Origin of the sequence: Microbacterium sp. CH1, assembly GCF_001595495.1 — a bacterium.
Lineage (GTDB): Bacteria > Actinomycetota > Actinomycetes > Actinomycetales > Microbacteriaceae > Microbacterium.
Genome location: NZ_LOSO01000001.1, coordinates 86,349 through 109,912, shown reverse-complemented (window position 1 = coordinate 109,912; position 23,564 = coordinate 86,349). Strand labels below are relative to the sequence as shown.

Annotated in this window: 24 protein-coding genes and 1 tRNA gene; 16 read left to right on the top strand and 9 right to left on the bottom strand. The window is 69.9% G+C overall.

Annotated features, from left to right (window positions below):
• Entirely contained in the window at positions 1 to 828 is an 828-nt protein-coding gene (locus AUV07_RS00600; RefSeq protein WP_062633042.1) for an SDR family oxidoreductase, read from the bottom strand.
• A gap of 220 nt (positions 829 to 1,048) precedes the next feature.
• Between AUV07_RS00600 and AUV07_RS17455 the strand changes: the two genes are divergently transcribed.
• From AUV07_RS17455 to arfB, 3 genes are all read left to right on the top strand, one after another.
• Positions 1,049 to 1,124 (top strand) — tRNA-Met (locus AUV07_RS17455).
• A 623-nt stretch (positions 1,125 to 1,747) separates the two neighbouring features.
• Positions 1,748 to 2,737 carry an Abi family protein gene (locus AUV07_RS17200; RefSeq protein ID WP_082802801.1) on the top strand — a complete coding sequence of 330 codons (990 nt, stop codon included), beginning with the start codon at positions 1,748 to 1,750 and terminating at the stop codon, positions 2,735 to 2,737.
• Between the two features lie 283 nt (positions 2,738 to 3,020).
• Positions 3,021 to 3,461: an alternative ribosome rescue aminoacyl-tRNA hydrolase ArfB gene (arfB, locus tag AUV07_RS00590; protein ID WP_062632922.1), complete on the top strand. Its 441-nt coding sequence runs from the start codon at positions 3,021 to 3,023 to the stop codon at positions 3,459 to 3,461.
• On the opposite strand, the gene AUV07_RS00585 is transcribed toward arfB, so the two are convergent.
• Positions 3,427 to 4,092: a TetR/AcrR family transcriptional regulator gene (locus AUV07_RS00585; protein ID WP_062632920.1), complete on the bottom strand. Its 666-nt coding sequence runs from the start codon at positions 4,090 to 4,092 to the stop codon at positions 3,427 to 3,429. The two genes, arfB and AUV07_RS00585, sit on opposite strands and share 35 nt — an antisense overlap.
• Positions 4,093 to 4,162: 70 nt before the next feature.
• Here AUV07_RS00585 and AUV07_RS00580 point away from each other — a divergent pair, with 70 nt between their 5' ends.
• Positions 4,163 to 5,437, top strand: a complete 1,275-nt coding sequence (locus tag AUV07_RS00580) for an MFS transporter (protein ID WP_231868158.1) — start codon at positions 4,163 to 4,165, stop codon at positions 5,435 to 5,437.
• A gap of 38 nt (positions 5,438 to 5,475) precedes the next feature.
• Here AUV07_RS00580 and AUV07_RS00575 read toward each other — a convergent pair whose 3' ends face one another.
• From AUV07_RS00575 to AUV07_RS00565, 3 genes are all read right to left on the bottom strand, one after another.
• Positions 5,476 to 7,548, bottom strand: a complete 2,073-nt coding sequence (locus AUV07_RS00575; RefSeq protein ID WP_062632916.1) for a bifunctional lysylphosphatidylglycerol flippase/synthetase MprF — start codon at positions 7,546 to 7,548, stop codon at positions 5,476 to 5,478.
• A gap of 49 nt (positions 7,549 to 7,597) precedes the next feature.
• Entirely contained in the window at positions 7,598 to 8,251 is a 654-nt protein-coding gene (locus AUV07_RS00570; protein WP_062632913.1) for a DsbA family protein, read from the bottom strand.
• 63 nt (positions 8,252 to 8,314) lie between these two features.
• A complete protein-coding gene (locus AUV07_RS00565) occupies positions 8,315 to 8,737 on the bottom strand; it encodes a hypothetical protein (RefSeq protein ID WP_062632911.1) in 423 nt (140 codons plus the stop codon).
• 74 nt (positions 8,738 to 8,811) lie between these two features.
• Between AUV07_RS00565 and AUV07_RS00560 the strand changes: the two genes are divergently transcribed.
• Genes AUV07_RS00560 through AUV07_RS00550 form a run of 3 tightly spaced genes read left to right on the top strand, consistent with a single transcriptional unit; the run spans position 8,812 to position 11,685 of the window.
• A complete protein-coding gene (locus AUV07_RS00560; protein WP_062632909.1) occupies positions 8,812 to 9,162 on the top strand; it encodes a PLD nuclease N-terminal domain-containing protein in 351 nt (116 codons plus the stop codon).
• A gap of 14 nt (positions 9,163 to 9,176) precedes the next feature.
• Positions 9,177 to 10,826 (top strand): 2-succinyl-5-enolpyruvyl-6-hydroxy-3-cyclohexene-1-carboxylic-acid synthase, encoded by a 1,650-nt coding sequence (gene menD, locus AUV07_RS00555; protein ID WP_062633039.1) that lies wholly within the window; start codon positions 9,177 to 9,179, stop codon positions 10,824 to 10,826.
• A 16-nt stretch (positions 10,827 to 10,842) separates the two neighbouring features.
• Positions 10,843 to 11,685 carry a polyphosphate kinase 2 family protein gene (locus tag AUV07_RS00550; protein WP_062632907.1) on the top strand — a complete coding sequence of 281 codons (843 nt, stop codon included), beginning with the start codon at positions 10,843 to 10,845 and terminating at the stop codon, positions 11,683 to 11,685.
• A gap of 10 nt (positions 11,686 to 11,695) precedes the next feature.
• On the opposite strand, the gene AUV07_RS00545 is transcribed toward AUV07_RS00550, so the two are convergent.
• On the bottom strand, positions 11,696 to 12,949 hold the full coding sequence (locus AUV07_RS00545) for an isochorismate synthase (RefSeq protein WP_062632905.1): 1,254 nt from the start codon (positions 12,947 to 12,949) through the stop codon (positions 11,696 to 11,698).
• Positions 12,950 to 12,984: 35 nt separating this feature from the next.
• Here AUV07_RS00545 and AUV07_RS00540 point away from each other — a divergent pair, with 35 nt between their 5' ends.
• The 5 genes from AUV07_RS00540 to AUV07_RS00520 are packed head-to-tail and all read left to right on the top strand — an operon-like array spanning position 12,985 to position 17,869.
• Positions 12,985 to 13,548 (top strand): DUF402 domain-containing protein, encoded by a 564-nt coding sequence (locus AUV07_RS00540; RefSeq protein ID WP_062632902.1) that lies wholly within the window; start codon positions 12,985 to 12,987, stop codon positions 13,546 to 13,548.
• Complete coding sequence (locus tag AUV07_RS00535; RefSeq protein WP_025102427.1) at positions 13,545 to 14,264, top strand: class I SAM-dependent methyltransferase; 720 nt, start codon at positions 13,545 to 13,547, stop codon at positions 14,262 to 14,264. The genes AUV07_RS00540 and AUV07_RS00535 overlap by 4 nt, the downstream gene beginning before the upstream one ends.
• Before the next feature lie 43 nt (positions 14,265 to 14,307).
• The gene (locus AUV07_RS00530; protein WP_062632900.1) at positions 14,308 to 15,369 is read left to right on the top strand and encodes a polyprenyl synthetase family protein; all 1,062 of its coding nucleotides are present in this window, start codon (positions 14,308 to 14,310) and stop codon (positions 15,367 to 15,369) included.
• Between the two features lie 58 nt (positions 15,370 to 15,427).
• On the top strand, positions 15,428 to 16,801 hold the full coding sequence (locus tag AUV07_RS00525) for an FAD-dependent oxidoreductase (RefSeq protein WP_062632898.1): 1,374 nt from the start codon (positions 15,428 to 15,430) through the stop codon (positions 16,799 to 16,801).
• Between the two features lie 57 nt (positions 16,802 to 16,858).
• Positions 16,859 to 17,869 (top strand): alpha/beta hydrolase, encoded by a 1,011-nt coding sequence (locus AUV07_RS00520; RefSeq protein ID WP_062632896.1) that lies wholly within the window; start codon positions 16,859 to 16,861, stop codon positions 17,867 to 17,869.
• Here the strand turns inward: AUV07_RS00520 and AUV07_RS00515 are convergent.
• Positions 17,860 to 18,492, bottom strand: coding sequence for a GntR family transcriptional regulator (locus tag AUV07_RS00515; RefSeq protein WP_062632893.1), 633 nt, complete (start codon positions 18,490 to 18,492; stop codon positions 17,860 to 17,862). The two genes, AUV07_RS00520 and AUV07_RS00515, sit on opposite strands and share 10 nt — an antisense overlap.
• 504 nt (positions 18,493 to 18,996) lie before the next feature.
• Here AUV07_RS00515 and AUV07_RS00510 point away from each other — a divergent pair.
• Positions 18,997 to 19,302: a helix-turn-helix domain-containing protein gene (locus AUV07_RS00510; RefSeq protein WP_062632891.1), complete on the top strand. Its 306-nt coding sequence runs from the start codon at positions 18,997 to 18,999 to the stop codon at positions 19,300 to 19,302.
• On the top strand, positions 19,202 to 20,479 hold the full coding sequence (locus AUV07_RS00505; RefSeq protein ID WP_082802800.1) for a type II toxin-antitoxin system HipA family toxin: 1,278 nt from the start codon (positions 19,202 to 19,204) through the stop codon (positions 20,477 to 20,479). The genes AUV07_RS00510 and AUV07_RS00505 overlap by 101 nt, the downstream gene beginning before the upstream one ends.
• 114 nt (positions 20,480 to 20,593) lie before the next feature.
• On the opposite strand, the gene AUV07_RS00500 is transcribed toward AUV07_RS00505, so the two are convergent.
• Positions 20,594 to 21,082, bottom strand: coding sequence for a YajQ family cyclic di-GMP-binding protein (locus AUV07_RS00500; RefSeq protein ID WP_025102421.1), 489 nt, complete (start codon positions 21,080 to 21,082; stop codon positions 20,594 to 20,596).
• 84 nt (positions 21,083 to 21,166) lie between these two features.
• Here AUV07_RS00500 and AUV07_RS00495 point away from each other — a divergent pair, with 84 nt between their 5' ends.
• Positions 21,167 to 21,640: an NUDIX domain-containing protein gene (locus AUV07_RS00495; RefSeq protein WP_231868157.1), complete on the top strand. Its 474-nt coding sequence runs from the start codon at positions 21,167 to 21,169 to the stop codon at positions 21,638 to 21,640.
• A gap of 31 nt (positions 21,641 to 21,671) precedes the next feature.
• Here AUV07_RS00495 and AUV07_RS00490 read toward each other — a convergent pair whose 3' ends face one another.
• Positions 21,672 to 22,088: a hypothetical protein gene (locus tag AUV07_RS00490; protein WP_062632886.1), complete on the bottom strand. Its 417-nt coding sequence runs from the start codon at positions 22,086 to 22,088 to the stop codon at positions 21,672 to 21,674.
• Positions 22,089 to 22,310: 222 nt separating this feature from the next.
• Here AUV07_RS00490 and AUV07_RS00485 point away from each other — a divergent pair, with 222 nt between their 5' ends.
• Positions 22,311 to 23,522, top strand: coding sequence for a sugar ABC transporter substrate-binding protein (locus AUV07_RS00485; protein ID WP_062632885.1), 1,212 nt, complete (start codon positions 22,311 to 22,313; stop codon positions 23,520 to 23,522).
• Positions 23,523 to 23,564 lie beyond the last annotated feature (42 nt).

The window sequence follows — 23,564 nt, the reverse complement described above, 5'->3', positions numbered from 1 at the left end:
TCAGACCGTGCGCCAGTCGTGGCTCTCGATCGCCGCGCCCGCCTGGGGCCCCATCTGCAGCATGCCGCCGTCGATCACGACCGAGGCCCCCGAGATGTAGGCGGCCTCCGGCGAGGCGAGGAACGCGATCAGGGCGGCGACCTCGCGGGCATCGCCCGGGCGGCCGAGCGGAATGCCGGGACGGTCCTCGGCGTGCGGGTCGGTGTCGGTCTGCCCGGTCATCGGGGTCGCGATCTCACCGGGGGCCACGCTCACGGCGCTGATCCCGTACCGGCCGAGCTCGAGTGCGAGGTTCTTCATGAGTCCGCCGAGACCATGCTTGGCGGTGTCGTACGCGCTCGCCCCCACCATCGGCTGGTGCTCGTGCACGCTGGTGACGGCGATGAGCCGCCCCCCGCGCCCCGCGGCGACCATCGACCGGGCCGCTCGCTGCAGGCAGACGAAGGCGCCGGTGAGGTCGGTGTCGAGCACACGGTTCCACTCCTCGAGCGTCACGTCGAGGAACGGGGTCTGGAGCCCGGCGCCCGCGTTGTTGACGAACACGTCGACGCCGCCGAGTTCCGCGATCAGCCTGTCGACCACGTCGCCGCACGCGGGGATGTCGGAGACGTCGAGCTGCGTTAGCACCGCACGGGCGCCGTGGCTGCGCACCTCGTCCGCGGTCTCCTGGGCGCCGGCCTCGTCGCGGTGCCAGGTGATGCCCACGTCGATACCCGCCGCGGCCAGGGCGACGGCGGTCGCGCGACCGATCCCGGAGTCGGCACCGGTCACGATCGCGCGGCGGGCCTCGGCCTCCAGTCGCGCCTGCGGCTCTCCGGCCTCCGCCATCGGTGTCGGGGTCTTGTCGTTGTGCTGAGATTCGGACATGTCGGCCTCCTGCTCGGGCGTCATCGGTGCGAGCGACGGTACGGGGGCGGCGCGGCGCGGTCGAACCGGTTGACGGCGAGCGACGGCGACGCTAGCCATCCCCGTCATCCGGCGACTCATAGTGTTATCCCAGGCAACGGTCCTGGTGGGGATGATCACGGCCGGGTAACGTCATCCCCATCGCGGCGATCCGGGCGGTCCCGGGCCCCGGCTCATATCCGGAGGCGTTGCGGGTTCGACTCCCGCCGTCGCGTCCACTCGGCGCTCTCGCCGCGACGAACCAGCTCGCTCGCCGAGCCTTGTGGCTATCGGTGGCAGCAGCGGTGTCTCCGCAGCCGCTGCGGTCCTCGCGCCCATCATTCGGCCACAGACAGCCAAGCCGCCGGTGAGCAGCTGCAACCAGTTCTGAGGCCGCAAGCTCGGACCGCGGGACTGGTCGCCACCTGGCGGTCTTGCTGCGCTATCTTGTGCCGCATGGACGATTGCCCATTTCACGCCGACGTGATGGTTTGAACAGCCCGTGGCGCGACACAGCGTGTAACTGACGTTCGCTGCATACAGAGCGAAGGTCACGACGGAGACCACGAGTTCTTCGCCGGCAACACGCACACCTTCGGCGTGAGCCGAGAAAAGGGCCGATGGGTCTCCCGCCGCTGAGTACCACTGACGGCTGTCACCCTCTACCGCGGGTCGCTGTGGTGTACCTACAACGAAAACTCTGGACGGCTATGAGAAGTCATGAGGATCCGGAACTGGCTTGGTTGATGTCCCCGGATCCGGGTAACGTGATCGCCATAAACACCAGCCCCTCTGTCACTCACAGACTTTCGAGTCACCGAGATGACATGGGCTGGTTTTCTTCTTTCCGACGTTGGACAGCGTGAAACCTCATCTCCAATACGACGAGCAGCTCGCGAAGATGCTTGGCCGTGGCCTCACGAGCGAGGGCCGTCCGGCCGCGATCGCTGCGCTGAAGCGAATCGGCTACTACCGACTCTCGGCCTACACCTACCCATTTAGGGAACCGCCCACCGAGGCGGACGCTGCGGCGAAGCGTACACGCTCCGAGAACTTCCGATCGGGTGCCCGTCTTGAGGATGCTCTCCACCTCTACGAGTTCGATCGTAAGCTCCGGGCTGTCCTGTTGCAGGCCCTTCAAGAGATTGAGATCGGCTTTGCTACGAAGGTCGGATACACGTTGGGCAAGCGAGCCGGCGACGGTCATCTCAAGGTGGAACACCTCGACGCATCGGCTTGTAGTCAACTCAATCAAGATGGACTGACGGAACACGCTGCATGGGTGCTGCGTTACGAGAAGCTCCGCAAGGACGCGAAGGACGAGGAGTACGTCAAACACCACATCCTGCACTACGGCGGCGAGATCCCGATCTGGGTAGCGACCGGCTTCATGGATTTCGGCTGCGTGATCCGGCTGTACTCCCTGATGGATGCTCGCGACCGGAAGAAGATCGCCGAGGGATTCGGGCTGAAAGGCAACGGCTCTGACACCCTCTACCGATGGCTCCGCGCGCTCAACATCCTCCGCAACAACTGCGCCCACAGCAACAGGATCTGGAACCGCGCCACAGTCGACGTTCCGCCAAAGTTCTCGGCCCAGGTCGCGCCTGCGCAGCTGCACCATCTCAACGACATCAGTAACGATCAGCGCCAGAAGATCTATCTGCTGATCGCTCTGACTGCACATCTCGAGCACGCCGTGAACCCGCAGAGCACGTGGGCATGGTCGGCGCTCCCGACTCAAGCAAAGAAGCTAGGTAGCGTCGGAGGCATGACGTTGGAGAATACGATGGGCTTCCCCGAGGGGTGGCGCGATCTTGAGCTCTGGAAGAAACCAGAGAGCGAAGGCTGAGAAGGGGGCGCGCGTCGCGTCTATGCGCCCTGAATTGCCAGGTTCATTTCTCCTTCGCGATTCGGGCGCTCAGTGCCACGGACTACCTATGCAGGGCTAGATCGCCCCACAGAGGCGTTTCCGGAACCTGGGGTAGCTTCCCGAGTTCATCGGCCACGCAAGCTTCCAACGCAGCTTGTAGAAGTGCTCGGGACTGGCCTGCGTCTTGCCGCGCCACCACGACACCAGCGCCTCGCCACGCGCATCGCGGCGCTCGCGGCCTTACATCCCGGATGATGGAGGCATGCCTTCCGCCCCTCGCCTCGGACTCCGGGTCTCCGCGGGTCTGACGATCCCGGAGGCCGAGCTGTCCTGGCGGTTCTCCCGGTCCTCGGGGCCCGGCGGTCAGGGCGTGAACACCACCGACTCGCGGGTCGAGCTGGTGTGGGATGCGGCGAACTCCGCGGCCCTGTCGTCGACGCAGCGCGACCGGACCCTGGAGCGGCTCCGCGGACGACTGGTCGACGGCGTGCTGACGGTCGCCGCCTCCGAGCACCGCGCGCAGCTGCGCAATCGGGAAGCGGCCAGGGAACGGCTCGCCGCGCTCGTCGCGGAGGCGATGCGTCCGCCGGCGCCGGCCCGGCGGGCGACGAAGCCGAGTCGGGGATCGAAGGAGCGGCGGCTGACGGCGAAGCACCGCCGCACCGACGTCAAGAGCCTGCGACGGCGCCCCCGCGAGGACTGACGTTCGCCGGCCGCTCTGCGCTCGGCGAGCCGGTGAGCCGCTCCTCGATCGGCGCCCAGCCGTGTTCGAGCAGGGCCGAGCCGGCGTCGAGCACCTCCTGCTGGTCGTCGCTCTCGGTGACGAGGATCTGCATCTGCAGGACGAACCGCGCGTACACCCGGACCTCGGGAGTGGGGGTCGGGATGCCGAGCTCGTCGGCGATGGCCGCGGCGAGCGCATCCTCATGGCGCAGCCACATCTTCGACGCGTAGTCGCGGAGCGCCGGAGTCTCGTTGAGAAAGCGCAGGAAGACGCGGGCCACGTCGTCGCCGTGCTCGTCGAGGTTGGCGCCGACCTCGGCCGCGTAGAAGTCGTGGATGGCCCGATTGATCGTCACGCCGGTCGGCCGGTCGCGCACCGCCGAGACGAGGCGATCGCGCTGCTCGTCGTCCTCGTCGAAGACGAGAGCCTCCTTCTGCGGGAAGTGGGCGAACACGGTGGTGGGGGAGACGTCGGCGGCGTCGGCGACCTCGCGGATGCTCACGTTGTCGAATCCGCGCTCCAGAAACATCCGGGTGGCCACGTCGGAGATGTTCTTGCGGGTCGCGGCCTTCTTGCGCTCGCGGCGGCCCGGGGGCGGGGGGGTCGTCATGCGGCCACCTTATCGCGCATCGGAACCGAAACTGTATTGACACCAAAACTGGTATCGATACACTTTCGGTATGACTCCACCTCATCTCCCCGTTCGTGGCGCCGGCCGCGCCTGGGTCATGCTCGTCGTCCTGACGATGCTCACGGTCATCGGCATGACCGTCGTCCTCCCTGTCCTGCCGTTCGTCGTGCTGCAGTACGTCGCGCACGAACACGACCTCGCTCTCTGGGTCGGCGTGCTGGAAGCGGTCAACGGCCTGTGCGCCTTCCTCGCCGCACCGCTCCTGGGGCGGCTCTCCGACAGGTTCGGACGACGACCCGTCATCATCGTCGCGGCGTTCGGCGCGGCCTTCTCAATGGCGCTGTTCGGCGTGGGCGGGGCGATCTGGGTGCTCGTGCTCGCCCGTGTCATCCAGGGGCTGACGGCCGGAGACCTCCCCGCGCTGTTCGCCTACCTGGCCGACATCACGCCGCCCGAGAAGCGCGCGCAGCGTTTCGGCCTCCTCGGCGCGCTGACCGGCATCGGCACCATGATCGGCCCCGCCATCGGCGGTCTGCTCGCCGCGATCGACCTGCGCCTGCCCGTGTTCCTCACCGCGGCGGTCGGGCTCACGATCGCGGTTCTCAGCATCTTCCTGCTGCCGGAGAGCCTGCGGCCGGAGAACCGCATCGCCCGGATCGCTCTCCGCGACGTCCAGCCGTTCGGGGTGTTCCGTACCGCGTTCGGTCGGCCCGAGCTCCGCGAGCTGATGATCGCGTTCGCACTGCTCGCGCTGCCGTTCGGATTCTTCGTGAACAACTTCAGCGTGCTGGCCCTCGACGCCATCCAGTGGGGGCCGACGCAGATCGGCCTGCTCACGGCAGGCGTGGGCATCATCGACATCCTCATCCAGGGCGTGCTGCTCGGCATCCTGCTGCCGCGGATGGGGGAGCGCGGCGTGATCGTCAGCGCCATCACCGCGCAGGCGGTCGGTCTCGCCGGCCTCGCGATCGTGGCCTCGCTGCTCGCCCAGCCGTGGCTCTTCATCGTCGGGGCGCTCCTGCTCGCCGCCGGTCAGGGCGCGGCGCAGGCCGCGATGGACGGCGCGATGTCCAACGCCGTGGGCGACGACGAGCAGGGCTGGCTCGGAGGGGCCACGCAGTCCCTCAACGCCGCGATGGGCACGATCGCCCCGTTGATCGCGGCCGCCCTCTACACCGCGGTCAGCCATGCCGCGCCGTACTGGCTGGGCGTCGGGATCATGGTCGTCGCCGCACTCGTCGTCGCGCGGGCGCACATCGCGAACACGGCGAAGCGCGAGCCGCAGGCGCAGGTGGCCGTCGAGGCGGCCGAAGCGCGGGTCTGAGCAGAAGGAACCGGTGCAGCGTCGAGGGTCCGCGGGGGTCAGCGCTCCCCGCGGACGAGCTCCACCCCCGCCCCGGCGAACTGCCGCAGCGTGGCATCGGGGAGGAAGGCCCGGGTGAGGGCTCCGCCGATACGGGTGAGGTCGCTCTCGTCGCGGAAGAGGAGGTAGAGGGTCTCGTAGCGGGGGTGGAACTTCTCCTTGAACCGGTGCAGCGAGCGGAAGCCGTAGACGGGCTCGAGCGCATCGGCGAGGCGCTCGCTCAACGCGGCGATCACGCCCGCGTCCGGCGGGTAGTCGTGTGCGAGCGGAGCGCCGGAGAGCGACATGATCTCGGCGCCCTCCTCCGAGAACTGCTGGGCGGAGGCGCCGATCAGGTACTCCATCACCGGTCCGAAACCGCCCTCGCGGCGTCGCATGAGGTCGAGGGTCCAGCCGCGCACCACCCCGCCCTCCCCGTACACGGGCAGCCAGGAGAGGAAGCCGTCGACGTCGCCGTTCGGGGCGATCGCGAGCGCGAGGCGGACCTCCGGGTCCTCCGCTTCCTCCAGAGTCCCGAGCGTGAACCGCATCTCCGGAAGGTCTTTGTCGCCGACCCACGCCTCCGAGATCGCGCGGAGCTGCTGCCGCAGACCCCAGGTCTCCGCGGCGAGGTGGGTGAGCCGGAAGGTCATCTGCTCCCGCCCCGCCCGGTTGAGGGAGGTGCGCACCGGTTGCCAGCGCTTGCCGGTGAAGGTGAGACCCGGGAGGTCGACGATCGTGTCGTCCGCCACCACGAGGCTGCGCCAGGTCTCCGGGACCGCCGCCCTCGTCGCCTCGTCCGCACTGAAGAAGCACGGCACGAGGCCGGCGTCCTCGGCTACGCGGATGAAGTCGCGCACCGCCGTTGCGCGGGACTCGGCCGGGCCGATCGGGTCGGCGAGAACCAGGGCCACGCCGTTGCGGCGCTGGTACGCGACGATCCCGCCGTCCACGCGGGCATAGCCGTTGCCCTCCCACGTCGTCATCCAGGACAGGGTGCCCCCGCCGTGCGCCCGCAGTTCGCGCCGGAGTTCGTCTGCGTTCGGGGCGGGCTGCCGGCCCAGAGCCGTCGTGCGGCGTGCGCGGAACGCTCGCCGCACCGCGACGAGATACACGAGCACGAGAGCCCAGAGCACGCCCGTGGCGAGCGTGAGCTCGGTCTCGGCGTCGATCACCATCTCGAGCCGTGCTTCGCTCGTGAGGATGATGAGGACCAGCACGAGGGTGGCGGCCAGCACGTTGAGGGGTCCGAGGATGACGGCGACGACCCACGCCCAGCGGCGACCGCGCCGCAGGCCGTTCGCGATGACCAGGATCACCGCGACGTCGATCGCCGTGTCGATGAATCCGCCCGACGCCGGGTCCGTGGGGCCGAACGGGCCATCGGTCGGCACGAGGACCGTGATGATCTCGATGGCCACGAGCGTGAGCACGGCCATCACGGCGATCAGCCGCTGCTCCCGGACCGTCGTGCGCCGCACGCGCAGGCTCCGGTCGACGAAGAGGATGAGCAGCACCGCGAACAGATGCTCCAGGTCGGCGAGCTTTCCCCAGAACATCATCGCGACGAACACGAATCCGAGGAGCACCAGCCACGCGCGCACCCGCCACGGCGGACGGAACAGCCCGACGGCGGCGGCGATGCACGCCATGGTGCCGCCGGACGCCCCGACGTCGAGGGCCTGCGCCTGGGTCTGCGCCCACGCCCACGGCAGCTGCGACACCAGCAGAAGGAACAGAGCCGTCGCGAAGATCGCGAAGAGCTGTCCGACCGTGAAGTAGGCGAGGGCGACCCGGGTGCCGCGGCGGTGCTCCAGGTAGCCCATACCCCAGAACCCGGCGATGGTGAAGAGGTACACCCAGGGCTGGTTGACGAAGAACGTCCCCGTGACCGGCGTCCACCACTTGCCCTCAGCCAGGCTCGGCAGCCCGTAGGCGACGGCGGGGAAGAGGGCCGAGTCCTCGAACGGCCGCCACAGCCCCTGCCAGATCACGCCCGTGAGCAGCACGAGACCGATCATCGTCAGCGTCGCCGGCGTGGTCCGCAGGGCCCCGAACAGGAGGCGGGCCGACGAGGGGCGCTCCGAGGTCATGCGCTCAGCGTAGAGGTGGGGCCGCCGCACGGCGACCCCACCGACCGGATCATTCGGCGACGGCCGCGGCGATCGCCTCCTCCAGGTCGTTCCACTCGACGAGCTCCACCTTCTCGCCGTCGACGAAGAAGGTCGGGGTGCTGCTCACGCCCAGCCGCTCCCCGTCGCGCTTGTCCTGCTGCACACGGGCGAGGGTCGCCGGATCCGCGACCGCGGCGTCGTACGCGGCCAGGTCGAGGCCGAGGTCTTCGGCGAACGCGCGGAACACCTCGGGCGTCTCCGTCGACTGCTCGCCCCACTGCGCCTGGGTCTCGAACAGGCGGTGGAACATGTCCTCGTAGCGGCCCTGCTGCGCGGCGGCCTCGGCGGCCAGCGCGGCCTGGGTCGAGTTCACGTGCCCGGGCAGGGGGAAGTACCGGGTGACGTACCGGATGTCGCCGTCGTAGGTGGCGCGCAGCTCCTCCACGATCGGGTAGAACGCGCCGCACGCCTCGCACTCGAAGTCGAGGAACTCGACGACCGTGACGGCGTCGGGGCCGCCCTCATCGAGCACGTGGGAGTCGGTGCGGACGGTGGGCAGCTTCTCGCCGGCCTCCGGGTCGGGCTGCGCGGGCTGCTGGCTGAGGGCATAGACGATGCCGACGACGAGCAGCACGACGGCGACGGCGACGGCGATGAGGGTCGCCTTGACGGGGGTCTTCATGGGGTCTCCAAACACGGGTGATACGACGAGGGTGCCGCGGAGGCGGCCGGAGCCGGCGTCGGATCAGGTGCGGGAGATGGAGAGCTGGGTGAGCGAGACCGCGGGCAGGAACGGGCGGGGGCCGGCGCGGAGGGCAGCGGTCGCCCGGGGGAGGAGGCCGCGGAGACGGATCCCGCTGCGGGTGCATAGACGCCGGAAGAGGAGGACGAGGGCGACGCAGCAGAGGGCGGCCATCGCGCACGCCGCCGCGTCGGCGGCCGGATCCGCCGGAGCGGGCTCGGCGACTGGTCCTGCGGCCGAGGTGTCGGCGGCCTGAGAGACGCCCGGTGCGAGGCACAGGGTCGCGTGCGCATCCGCCGTCCCGTGCGAGGCCGACCACGCGCCGACGACGAGCAGGAGCGCGAGGCCGACGGCGATGACGATCCGGCTCTGCAGGATCCGCTCGGCGCGCGCTCGCGGCGTCGGGACGGGGGCGAGGGGTGGCATGTCCCGCGCAGTCTAACAACGGAGCCTTTGCCCGCCCCGGGCCCGTCCGACCCCGACATGCCTACACTGGAGGGGTGGCGAGACTACTGATCGTCGGCGGCTTCCTCGCCGCCGTGTTCTGGGTGTACAGCATCGTCGACTGTGCCGTGCAGCCGGCGACGCGGCACCGGGGCGTGCCCAAGGCCGCCTGGGTCGCCATCGTCGTCCTCATCCCCGTCATCGGCGGGATCCTCTGGTTCGTCATCGGCCGTCGCCGGGCGAACGACCAGGGCGTGCCGCGCACCATCGCTCCCGACGACGACCCCGCGTTCCTCCGCAGCATCAGCAAGGCGGAGCAGGACGCCCGCATCCGTCGTCTCGAGGAGGAGCTCGCGCGGCTCGACGAGGAGACCGACGAGCCGCCCGCCGCGGATCCGCGCCCGTGACGTCGTCGCCCGCGATGGAGGCCGCGGCCTCCCTATTCGCCGACCTCGTGACTCACGGCGTGCGTGATGTCGTGCTGTCTCCCGGCTCGCGGTCACAGGCTCTCGCGCTCGCCGCGGCGGCCTTCGCCGACGAGGGCGCGCTGCGCGTGCATGTGCGGATCGACGAGCGGGTCGCCGGATTCACCGCCCTGGGCATCGCACGGGAGACCCGGGTCCCCGTCGCGCTCGTGTGCACCAGCGGCACGGCTGTCGCGAACCTCCTCCCGGCCACGATGGAGGCCTTCCACTCCGGGGTTCCGCTGCTGCTGCTCACCGCCGATCGGCCTCCCGAGCTGCGGGGAGTCGGTGCGAACCAGGCGACCATCCAGGAGGGTCTGTTCCACCCCTGGGTCCGGGCGCAGATCGACGCGCCCGTTCCCGGAGACGGCGAGTGGGACGGCCTCGCCGCGCGCGTGGTGGCCCTCGCGCTGGGGGCGGCGGAACCCGAGTCCGGGCTTCCCGGCGTCGCCGGCCCCGTGCACCTGAACCTGCCGTCCCGGGAACCGCTGTCGGGCGCGATGCCGGCACGGACGCTGACGCCGGGGGAGGCGCCGCGGCTTCCGGAGCCGGAGGCGTTCGCGCTGGAGCGCGGGCCGCGAACAGTGGTCCTCGCGGGCGCCGATGCGGGTGCCGCGGCGGAGGAGATCGCCCATGCCGGCGGGTGGCCGCTCATCGCGGAGATCATCAGCGGCGCACGCTTCGGACGCCAGGTGGTGCACGGGTATCGCCGGCTGCTGTCCCGCGACGACCTCGGCGGACGCATCGAACGGGTGGTCGTGCTCGGACACCCGACGCTCAGCCGCGAGGCCGCGCGCCTGCTGTCCCGCACGGACGTGGAGGTGATCGCGGTCCGCAGGGGCGGCGAGGAGCTGAATCTGAATCACCGCACGCGCGCCGTCGCGGCCGTCACGGTCGCCCAGGGAGAGACCGACCGGGAGTGGCTCGGCGCGTGGATGCGGGCCGCCGCCGACGAGGCCGTGGATCTCAGCGAGAACGCCCCGGACACCGAAGGGCTCTCCTCCACCGACTTCGCCGCCCGTCGTGACGCCGTGCGCGCGGAACTCGACGCCGTGCGGCGCCCGCTCGACCGGGAGCGCCTCGTGGATGCGGTGTGGCGGGCCACCTGGCCGCATGACCGACTGGTGTTCGGGTCGTCCCGCCTGGTCCGCGTCGCCGACGAGGTGCTCGGCGGCAAGAAGGTCCCCGTGCACGCCAACCGCGGTCTCGCCGGGATCGACGGCACGATCGCCACCGCCACGGGCATCGCCGTCGCCAGCCAGGCCGCCGGGGCTCCGGGCGTGACCCGGGTGCTGCTCGGCGACCTCGCGTTCCTCCACGACGTCGGTGCGCTGCTGTTCCCGAGCGACGAGACGGAGCCGCGTCTCCAGGTCATCGTCGGCAACGACGGCGGCGGCACGATCTTCGACGGCCTGGAGGTGGCGGGCACCGCGCCCGCCGCGCACCTCGATCGCGTGTTCTACACCCCGCACGGTGTCCGTCTGGAGCACCTCGCGCTCGCCTACGGCTGGGAGTATCAGCGGGTCACCACGCGGACCGCCCTCGACCAGGCGCTGACGACGCCGCGCGGCGGTCGCCAGATCATCGAGGTGCCGCTGCCGCGGTGACTGGCATCATGTGCGTATGAACGCGCACACCTGGACGCAGAACCTGCGGGTGCGGCCCGGCTTCCGCCTCGCCGACGTCGATCCCGACAGCAAGCCCGGCTACGACCACGGCAAGTCCCGCGGCACGGCCGACCTCGAAGCGGGTCTCGAACGCCTGAACGATCTGCAGGAGCGGCTGTTCGCCGAGAGCCGGGTGGGCACGGCGCAGGACGCGGTGCTGCTCGTCCTGCAGGCGATGGACTCCGCAGGCAAGGGCGGCATCGTCCGGCACGTGGTCGGGGGCGTCGATCCGCAGGGCGTCGCGCTCGCCGCGTTCAAGGCGCCGACGGCGGAGGAGCGGCAGCACGATTTCCTGTGGCGCGTCGAGAAGAGGCTGCCGGAGCCCGGGTTCATCGGGGTCTTCGACCGCTCGCACTACGAAGACGTGCTCATCGGACGGGTGCGGCAGCTCGCCGACGCCCCCGAGATCGAGCGGCGCTATGACGCGATCAACGCGTTCGAGGAGCGCGTCGCGGCCTCCGGTGTCCGCATCGTCAAAGTCATGCTGCACATCTCCCCGGAGGAGCAGAAGGCGCGACTGATGGAGCGCCTGGAGCGCCCGGACAAGCACTGGAAGTACAACCCGGGCGACGTCGACGAGCGGATGCTGTGGCCGCAGTACATGGAGGCGTACCAGGCCGTCTTCGATCGCACGTCGACCGAGGCTGCGCCCTGGTACGTCGTGCCGGCGAACGCCAAGTGGTACGCGCGGCTGGCCGTGCAGGAGCTGCTGCTCGCCGCCCTCGAGGACATCGATCCGCAGTGGCCGGTGGCCGACTTCGACGTCGAGGCCGAGAAGAAGCGCCTCGCCGCGAGCTGACCGAGGGGGCTCAGGCGAGCGCGTCGACGAGCGGGCGGAACTTCACCCGCGTCTCGAGGAGCTCGCTCTCCGGATCGGATCCGGCGACGATCCCGGCCCCGGCGTAGGCGGTGACCGCGATCGCGTCGTCCGTCGTCGTGAACTGCGCGCACCGCAGGGCGATGGCCCACTCGCCGTTGCCGTCCGCGTCGACCCATCCGACCGGTCCGGCGTAGCGCCCGCGGTCGAACGGTTCGAGCTCCCGGATGGCGGCGATGGCCGTCGGTGTCGGGGTGCCGGCGACGGCCGCGGTCGGGTGGAGTGCGCGCACCAGGTCGAGGGCCGAGCGGCCGTTCTCCAGCTCGCCTTCCACATCGGTCGCGAGGTGGAAGAGGTTGGGGAGCTTGAGGAGGAAGGGCTGCTCGCTCGCCGCGAGGGCCCTGGTGTACGGGCGGAGGGACGCGAGCACGCTCTGCACGGCGTACTGGTGCTCGTCGAGGTCCTTGGTGCTGGAGGCGAGGTGCGCGGAGGCCGCGGTGTCCGCGTCCGCGTCGGCCCCGCGTCCGATCGTTCCGGCGAGCACGCGCGCGGTCACCGTCCGGTCCTGCACCGTGACGAGGGTCTCCGGGCTCGCGCCGATGAGTCCGTCCACGGCGAAGACCCAGGTGTCCGGGTATCCGGTGGCGAGCGCGCGGACGAGTCGCCGCAGGTCGGAGCCCGCGGGGATGGTGCCCTGGAGGTCGCGCGCGAGGACGACCTTGCTGAGCTCGCCGTCCGCGATGCGGTCCAACGCGCCCCGCACGGCGTCCTGGTACCCCTGGGGGCTCTGCGCTCCGGGGCCCACGGTGCCCGCCCAATGCGGTCCGTACTCCGCGGCCTCGACGGCACCCGGCGCACGCTCGTCGCCGGAGCGGCGGATGCGGGTCTCCCAGAAGCGCTCGCCGTGGCGGCCGAGGATCCGCGACGGGATGACGAGCACGCTGTCGGCGCGGGAGTCCTCGTCGAAGGTGAAGGCCCCGAACGCGACGAGTCCGGTTCCGGGGAGACGCAGCGGATCGGAGACCTCGGCCGCCGCCGCGAGCCCCTGCCAGAGCGCCGCGAGGGTCTCGGCGCGGGTGCGTCCCTCCTCGGCCGACGGGCGGAGCTCGGCGACCGGCTCACCCACCGCCACGATCCCGTCGCCACGGCGGAACCAGGCGAGCGGGCGGGCGGGGTCCGCGAAGGAGAGGAGGTCTTCGACCGGATCGATCTCTCGGGTCTCCACGACCAGGGGGGTGTGCTGCACGACTCCAGCCTATTCCGCGGACGTAGGGTGGGCGGATGAGCGATGCGCGTCCCGCAGCCGGTGCCGAGATGATCTTCCAGTGGCGCAAGTGGGACGGGTCGCCGCACTGGCGCCACGAGTGCGTGTACCTCGGTGCCGACCGGTGGGGCGACTGGGTGGGCCAGCCCGCCGGCTGGCACAGCGCCCGCCCGGGGGCGGAGTTCCACGCGGCCACGCCGAACGTCACCCTCGTCCCGCCGAGCGCCGACTTCGCGCTCACCGTCAATCGCCGGCACCCCCGGGGGATGCGTGTCTACATCGACCTCGGGTGGGACGTGCGGTGGTCGGACGACCCGCTGCTCGCGACGGGCATCGACATGGACCTCGACGTCGTCCGCGTGGAGGGCGAGCGCGGCACCTGGGTCGACGACCGCGACGAGTGGGTGGAGCACAGCGCCCGCTACGGCTACCCGGCCCCCGTCATGCGGCGTCTGGAGGAGCTGGCGCTCGACCTCGAGACGAGGGTCAGGGAACGCACGGCGCCGTTCGACGACGCCACGGCCGATCCCTGGCTGGACCGACTCGAAGCGCTGGACCTCGCGCCTAGACTGGACGCGTGACCGCGAACGACAAGAACCGCGCCGATCTCGGCAAGGACCCCGCCCGCGTCAGCGGCATGTTCGACCAGGTCGCCGCCGGGTACGACCGCACGAACACCGCGATGACGTTCGGCAACGACGCGCTGTGGCGGGCCGCGACCACCCGCGCCGTCGCCCCGAAGCCGGGGGAGCGCATCCTCGACCTCGGAGCGGGAACGGCATCCTCCTCCGCCTCCCTCGCCCGCAGCGGCGCGCAGGTCGTCGCGGCGGACTTCTCGCCCGGCATGCTCGCCGAGGGTCAGCGCCGCCACGGGGCGATGCGCAACCTCTCCTTCGTGCAGGCGGATGCCACCGCCCTGCCGTTCGCGGACGACGAGTTCGACGCGGTGACGATGTCGTACGCGCTGCGCAACGTGAACGACCCGAAGAAGGCGCTGCGCGAGCTCTACCGGGTGACCAAGCCGGGCGGTCGCCTCGTCATCAACGAGTTCTCCACCCCTCCGGGGAAGCTCTTCCGCGGGGCCTACCGGTTCTACAACGCGCAGGTGCTCCCGCGCGTGGCCCGGGTCGCCGGAACAAACGGCGATGCCTACGACTATCTGAACGAGTCGATCCGCGACTGGCCCGACCAGAAGCGGCTGTCCGCATGGATCAGGGAGGCCGGCTGGCAGGACGTCGCCTACCGCAACCTCACCTTCGGCATCGTGGCCCTGCACCGGGCGCGCAAGCCCGCGTGAGCGCGGCGCGAACGGCGGCACCCGACGCAGGTAGGCTGGGAGCGTGACTTCGAGCCCCAGCGCCCCGGGTTCGCGACTCGCGAGCCGTCTCGGCTTCAGCGATCGCGTCTTCGTCGGTCCCGCCGCGCGTCGCATCGCCCGCACCATCGAAGACGGACTGGAGCTGGTCGAGACCGGGCTCGCGGACGACGTGCGTGTCGCCGACCCCCTCGCCGACGCCGCCAGCCGCTATCTGTACGAAGCCGGCGGTAAGCGCATCCGCCCCGTCCTCACGCTGCTCGCGGCCCAGCTCGGCGACGGCAACACCCGAGAGGTGATCGACGTCGCGAAGGCGCTGGAGATCACCCACCTCGGCTCGCTCTACCACGACGACGTCATGGACGGCGCCGACCGCCGCCGCGGTGTCCCGGCCGCGCAGACGGTGTGGGGCAACAACATCGCCATCCTCACCGGCGACATCCTCTTCTCGCGCGCCAGCCAGCTGATGTCGCGGCTCGGCGAGCGCGCCATCCGGCTCCAGGCGGACACGTTCGAGCGCCTCGTCCTCGGGCAGATGCACGAGACCCTCGGTCCGCAGCCGGACGACGACCCGATCGCGTTCTACATCCAGGTGCTCGCGGACAAGACCGGTTCGCTGATCGCGGCGGCCACCCAGGGCGGCGTGATCTTCTCGAACGCGCCGGCGGAGTACGAGGAGCCACTGCGCGTCTACGGCGAGAAGATCGGCGTCGCCTTCCAGCTCCTCGACGACGTGATCGACCTGTCGGCCAAGCCCGAGGAGACCGGCAAGGTCCCGGGCACCGACCTGCGCGCGGGCGTGCCCACCATGCCGTACCTGCTGCTCAAGGCGGAAGGGGATGCGGCGGCGGCCGATCTCGCCGCCCGCATCGACGACGGCGTGGCCCTCATCGCCGACGGCGCCGACCCGGCGATCCTCGACGGACCGCTGGACGAGCTCCGCGACCACGCCGTCACCCAGAAGACCCTCGAGCTCGCCCACGCGTGGACGCAGGAGGCGATCGACGCCCTCACCGCTCTTCCGCGCGGCACCGTGCGTGAAGCGCTCACCCGATTCGCCGAGACCCTCGCCGAGCGCTCCAGCTGACACCGCGCACGGGCCGCGTGCCCGGGTGACTGCCGCGACGGCACACGAAAGGACCTCCATGACCAAGCTGAGACTGGCCATCGTCGGCGCCGGCCCCGCGGGCATCTACGCCGCGGACATCCTGCTGAAGGCCGAGCGCAAGTTCGACGTGTCCATCGACCTGTTCGAGCAGCTCCCCGCCCCCTACGGACTCGTCCGGTACGGCGTCGCTCCCGACCACCCCCGCATCAAGGGCATCATCACCGCTCTGCGCGACGTGCTCGACCGTGGCGACATCCGCCTCTTCGGCAACGTCCGGTTCGGCGAGGACATCACGCTCGACGACCTCAAGAAGCACTACAACGCGGTCATCTTCGCCACCGGGGCGATCCGTGACACGTCGCTGGACATCCCCGGCATCGACGCGGTGGGCTCCTACGGCGCCGCCGACTACGTGAGCTGGTTCGACGGACACCCCGACGTGCCGCGCGAGTGGCCGCTGGATGCCGCGTCGGTGGCGGTCCTCGGCAACGGCAACGTCGCCCTCGACGTCTCCCGCATGCTCGCGAAGCACGCGGAGGACCTCCTCGTCACCGAGGTCCCCGAGAACGTGTACGAGGGGCTCAAGGCGAGCGCCGTCACGGACGTGCACGTGTTCGGCCGCCGGGGACCTGCCCAGGTGAAGTTCACGCCGCTGGAGCTCCGCGAGCTGGGCGAACTCCGCGACGTCGACATGGTCGTCTATGACGAGGACTTCGACTACGACGAGGCCTCGAAGGACGCGGTCGCGAGCAACAAGCAGGTCATGGTCATCGACCGCATCCTGCAGTCCTGGCGCAAGCGCGACTCCGTCAACAACGCCGGCGGCACCGCCTCGCGCCGCCTGCACCTGCACTTCTGGGCGCGCCCGGTCGAGGTGCGCACCGACGAGAACGGCCGCGTCGCCGCCCTCGTCTACGAGCGCACCCAGCCGGACGGCCAGGGCGGTGCGGTCGGCACCGGTGAGCTGCGCGAGGTACCCGTGCAGGCGCTGTATCGCGCGATCGGCTACTTCGGCTCGCCGCTGCCGGGCGTCCCCTTCGACAAGAAGCACGGCGTCATCCCGAACCACGAGGGCCAGGTGCTCGCGAAGGACTCCAACGACCGCGTCCCCGGCGTCTACGCGACCGGCTGGATCAAGCGCGGCCCGGTCGGCCTCATCGGCCACACGAAGTCCGACGCCATGGAGACCGTCCGTCACCTCATCAACGACCAGGGCTCGTGGTGGCACCCGGAAGACCCGTCCGAGGAGGCCATCCCGGCACTGCTCGCCGAGCGCGGCGTCGCCTGGACCGACCTGGACGGCTGGCACCGCCTCGACGAGCACGAGATCAGCCTCGGCGCGCCGCAGGAGCGGGCACGCGTGAAGGTCGTCCCGCGCGAGGAGATGGTGCGCGTCTCCCGCGGCGAGTAGCGTACTCCCGCTCCCCGGAGGTCTCGTGGGCTAGCCTGGGCACGAGGGGGAGGACGCATGGCCGAGTGGATCCCGGATGTGCTCGGAGACGAGTTCGCCCAGCTCACCCTCGACCTCGGCAGTGACGAGCAGGGTCCGGTGGTGGCCACCCTCGTGCGCGCGCTGCCAGCTCCGGTCCCGTGGTGGGAGCGCGCCCGGCGCCGTCGCCCGCTGCTCGAGGGCGTGGACGTGCTCTACATCCACGGGTGGTCGGACTACTTCTTCCAGAAGCGGTTGGCCCGATTCTGGACCGCTCGTGGTGCCCGCTTCTTCGCCCTCGACCTCCGCAAGTACGGGCGCAGTCTGCGCGAGGGCCAGACCCCGGGCTACATCACCGACCTGTCCACCTACGACGAGGACATCGCCGCGGCCCTGGACGTGATGGGGCGCGGCGAGGGCGGCGCGGAGAGCGGGCGACGCCTGATCCTGCTCGGGCACTCGACCGGCGGGCTGACGCTGAGCCTGTGGGCGGCCCGGCATCCCGGCGCGGCCGATGCCCTCATCCTGAACAGTCCCTGGCTCGAGTTCCAGTTCGCCCCCGTGCGCGCCGCGATCGCCCCGATGGTGGAGTTCCAGGCGCGGATCCGGCCGCTCGACGTCGCGCCGCAGGTCGATCTCGGCTATTACACCCGGGCGCAGCAGGAGGTGGCCGACCCCGACGACCCGGTGGAGGTCAACACCGCGTGGCGTCCCGTGCAGACGATGGCCGTGTACGCCGGGTGGCTCAACGCGATCCTCACCGGGCACAAGGCCGTCGCCGCGGGTCTGGACATTGCGGCGCCGGTCTGCGTCCTGCTGTCGAAGCGGTTCGTGCCGCCGACCCGGTGGTCGGAGGAGCTGACGTCCGCCGACTCCGTCCTCGTCGTCGACGACATCGCCCGCGCGGCCCTGCGGCTCGGTTCCTCCGTGACCGTCGAACGGATTGACGGCGCCCTGCACGACGTCTTCCTGTCCCGGCATGAAGCCCGCGAGGACGCGTATCGTCGCCTGCACCGCTGGGTCGTCGGCTGGCGCGCCGCTCAGACGTAGTACATCGCGCGCGCGAGGCGCTCCGCCTCGTCGCCGTCGCCGGTGCGCACCGCTTCGGCGAAGTCGGCATACACCTGTCGCATCCGCTCACGATCGCCGGGGCGCACCACCCAGGCGCGCAGGTTCCGGGTCACCGCGACGGCGACATCGTCGATGAGCATCCGGTGCTGACGGTTCCCGCTGTGGTCGGCGAGGTAGGCGAAGACCGCCCATCGCGCCCGTGCCGTGGACGCGCCGTCCGTGAGCGAGTCCTGCATCCGAGCGATGAGCTCCTGCACCCGTTCGCGCTGGACCGCGCTCAGTCGCGGCACCGCCATCCGGGCCGTGATGCCGCCCTGGTAGCCGGCGAACTCCAGAGATTCGGCCACCACCTGCGGCGTGACCGTCGTCACCTCCGTGTACCGGCTCGGGTACATCGTCACCAGTCCCAGTCGCTCCAAGCGCTGCAGTGCTTCGCGCACCGGCGTCCGCGAGACGTGAAGCTCGTCCGCCACGTCGACGTCCCGGATCCGGTCGCCCTCGGCGAACTCTCCCTCCGTGATCAGCCGCCCGATGTGGTGGAACACCTCATCCGCCAGCAGCTGCTTGTTCTCTCCGATGCTCTTCGACTCGATCTGCGCCATGGCCCAGCCCCCGGTGGTTCTTGGTCTGCGCCCGACGTCCGCTCCCGGGCGATGAGGGGAGCGACGGCCGCAGGATTGCCGTCATGCCTCCTCGGGGGGGCCGATCCGCGTGAGGGCGCGCAGCGGGCGGGGAGGCCTGTCATGAACCCGGGACCGGTCGGCGTGCGACGTCGGCAGACCCCAGGCCGACGCGAGCTTCGGGGGCCCGCGCCGCTCCCTCCCCTGAGCCGGCGTGGCATCCTCGAAGCGCACCCACCGCGGCGATCGGGTGTCGGGCGGGGATGGCGTCGGAGTCGTGACGAGTCACGACCGCTTCCAGTCTCGACGAAGAACACCGATATCTCGGTATGCGTTGACCGGGGAAAAGAAGCTCGTGACGGCGGGCCAGAATGCGCTGATCATCAGGGAGTCGCGCGGAGGCAGAGCGCATGCTTGGAACGTTGCATCTAGTTATTTGGATGTAAAGGAGTTTTGGATCATTATTTAGTGATCTAAACTGATCGCATGGCCACGACACCGATCCCCGTGAAGCGGGCTGTCCGCACGATCGGGCAAAACCTCGCGACCCAGCGCAAGTTGCTGGGACTGACCGCCAAGATGGTCGCTGAGCGGGCCGGAACTACTCCTCAGACGATGAGCCGGCTTGAGAACGGCGAAGGCACGACTCTCGAGGTCACGCTCCGAGTCATGCGCGTTCTCGGACTCATGGATGCGGTCGTCGCGGCCAGTGATCCGTTCAACACCGAGCGGGGGCGCCTCCTGGCGGACGAGAAGCTGCCCGAACGCGTACGGGTGCGCTCCGATGGTTGATGTCTACGATGTCACGACCGTCGTCAACGGGAACGAGGTCCTTGCGGGCAGGATCTACCGCACCCGGGCCTCGGGCTCATTCGAGTATGACTCTGGATACCTGCGCATGCGGACGGCGTTCGAGTTGGCCCCCGCTCTGGGCCTGTTTCCTGGCGCCCAACCACTCCTTCCCAACAATCCGTTCGGAGACTCGGCCCCCGACACCTGGGGTCGGAAGGTGCAGAATCGCGCAGCCGGTCGCCGGCTTGACGAGTTGACTCTGATGTTCGGCGTCAACGACGAGGGGCGCCAAGGAGCAACGCGGTTCTGGGCCGACGGCGTCGCGGTCGCGCCGGGGGACGGCGTGCCGGTGGAGGCCGATCTCGCCGACATCATCCACGTCGCCGATCAGGTCGAGCGGGGAGAACAGGACATCGACGACGTTGCGGTTCGGCGACTCTTCCGTGCCACCGGTTCCCTCGGGGGTGCTCGTCCCAAAGCCAACGTGAGGATCGGTGCTGACCTCTGGCTCGCGAAGTTCCCCAAGCCCGTCGGTGATGAGTGGAACGTGATGGCGTGGGAGGGGGTGATGCTCGATGCGATGGGAGCAGTCGGCATAGACGTCCCTCCGCATCAGACGAAGCGGATCGCGGTGGACGGAATCGAACGGACGGTCCTGTTCCTCAAGCGCTTCGATCGCAGAGAAGACGACATCCGAGTCCCGTACATCTCCGCGATGACCGCACTGGAAGCCACCGACGGCGAGGGTGGTGACTGGCTCGACGTGGTCGACTTCGCGCAGGTCTCCGGCTCCGATACGACCGAGCTCTGGAGACGAGCAGTCTTCGGTGCGCTCATCGGGAACCTTGACGACCACCTTCGGAACCATGGCTTCCTGCGCTGGGGGGCAGATTGGAGGCCCTCTCCGGCATTCGATGTGAACCCTGAGCCGCTCTCCGACGGGAACGAGCATCAGCTCTCCCTCTTCGGCAACCGCGACCTCGTCCTCGATTCCTTTCTCCGAAGGGATGCGCTCGATCTGTTCCGCGTGAAGCAGTCAGAAGTCACCGAGTTCCTCGACCGGCTGCGGCCTGTGGTGCGTCGGATGCCGCGTGTCGCGGAAGCCCACGGTGCGGACGCCGTCTCGATCGAGATGATGGCCACACGAATCGCCTCCGCCGCTGCCGCCCTGGGCTGACGACCCGTGACGCAAGAAGCGCCCGTCGGGAAACGGGCGCTTCTGTCGGTGTGATTCCGGCTCGCGCGGGCTCCCGGTGGACTGAACCAGGAATGCTCGGGCCGCGGAGTAGAGTCAGCGGTAGTTGATGAACTGCAGATCGATGTCGAGGTCGCTGCCCTTGAGGAGAGCGATCACGGCCTGGAGGTCGTCGCGGCTCTTGGACTGCACGCGCAGCTCATCGCCCTGAATCTGGCTCTTCACGCCCTTGGGGCCTTCGTCGCGGATGATCTTGCCGATCTTCTTCGCGTTCTCGGAGGAGATGCCGTCCTTCAGGCTCGACAGGATGCGGAACTCCTTGCCGCTGGCGAAGGGCTCGCCCGAGTCGAGGCTCTTCAGGGAGATGCCGCGCTTGATGAGCTTGGACTGGAACACGTCGAGGACGGCGTTCGCGCGCTCCTCGGTGTTCGCGGTGATGAGGATCTGCTCGCCGCTCCAGGCGATCGAAGCACCGGTCCCCTTGAAGTCGTAGCGCTGCTCCACCTCTTTGCGCGCCTGGTTCAGAGCGTTCTCGGCCTCCTGGCGATCCACTTTCGAGACGATGTCAAAGGAACTGTCAGCCATGCCTCAACTGTATCCGGGGGTGTGCGGAAAGTCCCGTGGGCGCGGCGCCCCGGGAGCGCGTCGCCGGGCTCCTAGACTTCGTCGATGCCGATGTCGCCCTACGTCGAGGCGATCCGTGCGCGGATCGGACACGACTTCCTCCTGCTGCCCGGTGTCACCGCCGTCATTCGCGACGGCGAACGGTTCCTGCTGGCCCGGCACACGCACTCCGGCGTGTGGAGTCTGCTCGGGGGCGGCATGGAGCCCGGTGAAGAGCCCGCGGACGCGGTCGCCCGCGAAGTCCTCGAGGAGACGGGAGCGCGTCTGCGGATCACAGGGCTGATCGGCGCGTACGGTGGCGACCCGATGGCGGTGACCTATCCGAACGGCGACCAGGTCGGCTACGTCACGGTCGCCTACGAGTGCGAACTGCTCAGTGACCCGGCACCCGACATGGACGAGATCGTCGAACTGGGCTGGTTCCCCCGAGAGGCCATCGCCTCCTTGCCGCGGCGTGACTGGATCGACCGCGTCATCCGCGATGCGCCGCATCGTGGTGTCGGGGAGCCCGTGCGCTGACGCGTGCGCCACCACCTGGCCCGGGGGCCCGCTAGCCGGCGCTCGCCGTGTAGACGTTCTCGGAGATCCGAGTCATCCCCTCCGGAGCGGGCGCACCGTCGGGGACGACGGTGAACGTGCCCGTGATGCCTCCCACCGAGAAGGGCGCGCCGTCACCGCCGCACCCGAGCACCCAGCTCTCCTCGTCGGCGTACGCCAGGAGGCATGCGGAAGCGTCGTCGCGGGCGCGAGCGAGCCACAGGGATGTCCCTTCGTCTTCGCCGACGAACCGGGCTGTCGCCTGGTCCACGTCGTCCCACGCGTAGCCGGGCAGATCTGCCGGAACCTCGTCCCGCGCCCCGGCTTCCCGATCGAGCACGGCGTATGCGGCTCCCACGCTGGTGCATCCGGTGAGCGCGACCGTGGACAGGACGACGACGGCGGCAGCCGCCCGAACGTGGATCCCCATCCAGCGATGCTCTCGCAGATGAGCCGTACGTGGAACCCCGCGCAGTCGCGAAAGGTTCGAACTCCGGCGGAGATGGAAGCGTTTTCATGCCTCCCGCCGGGCGCCGGGCCGATTACGGGTTGATATCGACGCTGTTGCGGATTGTGATCGTCTTTCGAAACGATGCATACTGTAAGCGCTTGCAGTCTTGCAGGCGCTCAGCACTGAGAGAGGCACACACCAATGAAGGTGAACAAGAGGGGCATGGTCGCCGCGGGCGCCATCGCCATCGTTTCGGCTCTGACGCTCGCCGGCTGCTCGACCGGCTCCGGCGGCGACGACTCTTCCTCCGGTGGGGACAGCGGCGGCACGCTGACCGTCTGGGTCGACGCCGAGCGGGTCGACGCGCTGCAGGGCGCGGCGGACGCGTACCAGGAGAAGACCGGTGTCACGGTCAAGCTGGTGGGGAAGTCCGTCGACGACATGAAGGACGACTTCATCCAGCAGGTCCCGACCGGCAAGGGCCCCGACGTGGTCATGGGCGCTCACGACTGGCTCGGCGAGCTCTCGACCAACGGTGTCGTCGCGCCGATCGAGCTCGGCGACAGCTCCGAGGACTACCTCCCTGTCGCGCTCCAGGCGGCGACCTACGAGGGCACCGTCTACATGCTCCCGTACGCGGTCGAGAACATCGCGGTCCTGCGCAACGCGGACCTCGTCCCCGAGCCCGCGACGAGCTTCGACGACATGGTCTCGAAGGGCACCTTCGTGGTGGAGCAGGGCGCCGAGGGCAACCCGTACCACCTGTACCCGTTCCAGACCGCGTTCGGCGCTCCGGTCTTCGGCACCGACGACAGCGGCAGCTACGACCCGACCGACTTGCAGCTCGGCAGCGAGGGCGGCTTCGCCTTCGCCGACTGGCTGGGCGCGCAGGGCGCGGCCGGCACGCTGAACACCGACATCGACGGTGAGATCGCCAAGCAGCAGTTCCTCGACGGCACCGCCGCCTTCTGGCTGACCGGCCCGTGGAACGTGGGCGCGGCCACCGAGGCAGGCATCAACGTCGAGATCGACCCGATCCCGAGCCCGACAGGGGAGACGGCCTCGCCGTTCGCCGGCGTCAAGGGCTTCTTCGTGAGCGCGGAGTCGAAGAACAAGGTCGCGGCCAACGACTTCCTCGTCAACTACCTCGGCACGGAGGACGTGCAGTTGGAGCTGTTCAAGGCCGGCAACGTCCTCCCGGCCCTCACGGCTGCCGCCGACACCGCGGCGTCCGACCCGATCATCGCCGGCTTCCAGGCCGTCGGCGCCGACGCGGTCCCCATGCCGGCGATCCCCGCCATGGGCGCGGTCTGGCAGTTCTGGGGCGTGGCCGAGGCCGCCATCATCAACGGCGAGGACCCGCAGGCGACGTGGCAGAAGCTCGTCGACGACGTGACCGCCGCGATCGAGTAACGGCCGACAAGATGACCACCCTGCCGGGGCGGGCCACCCAGC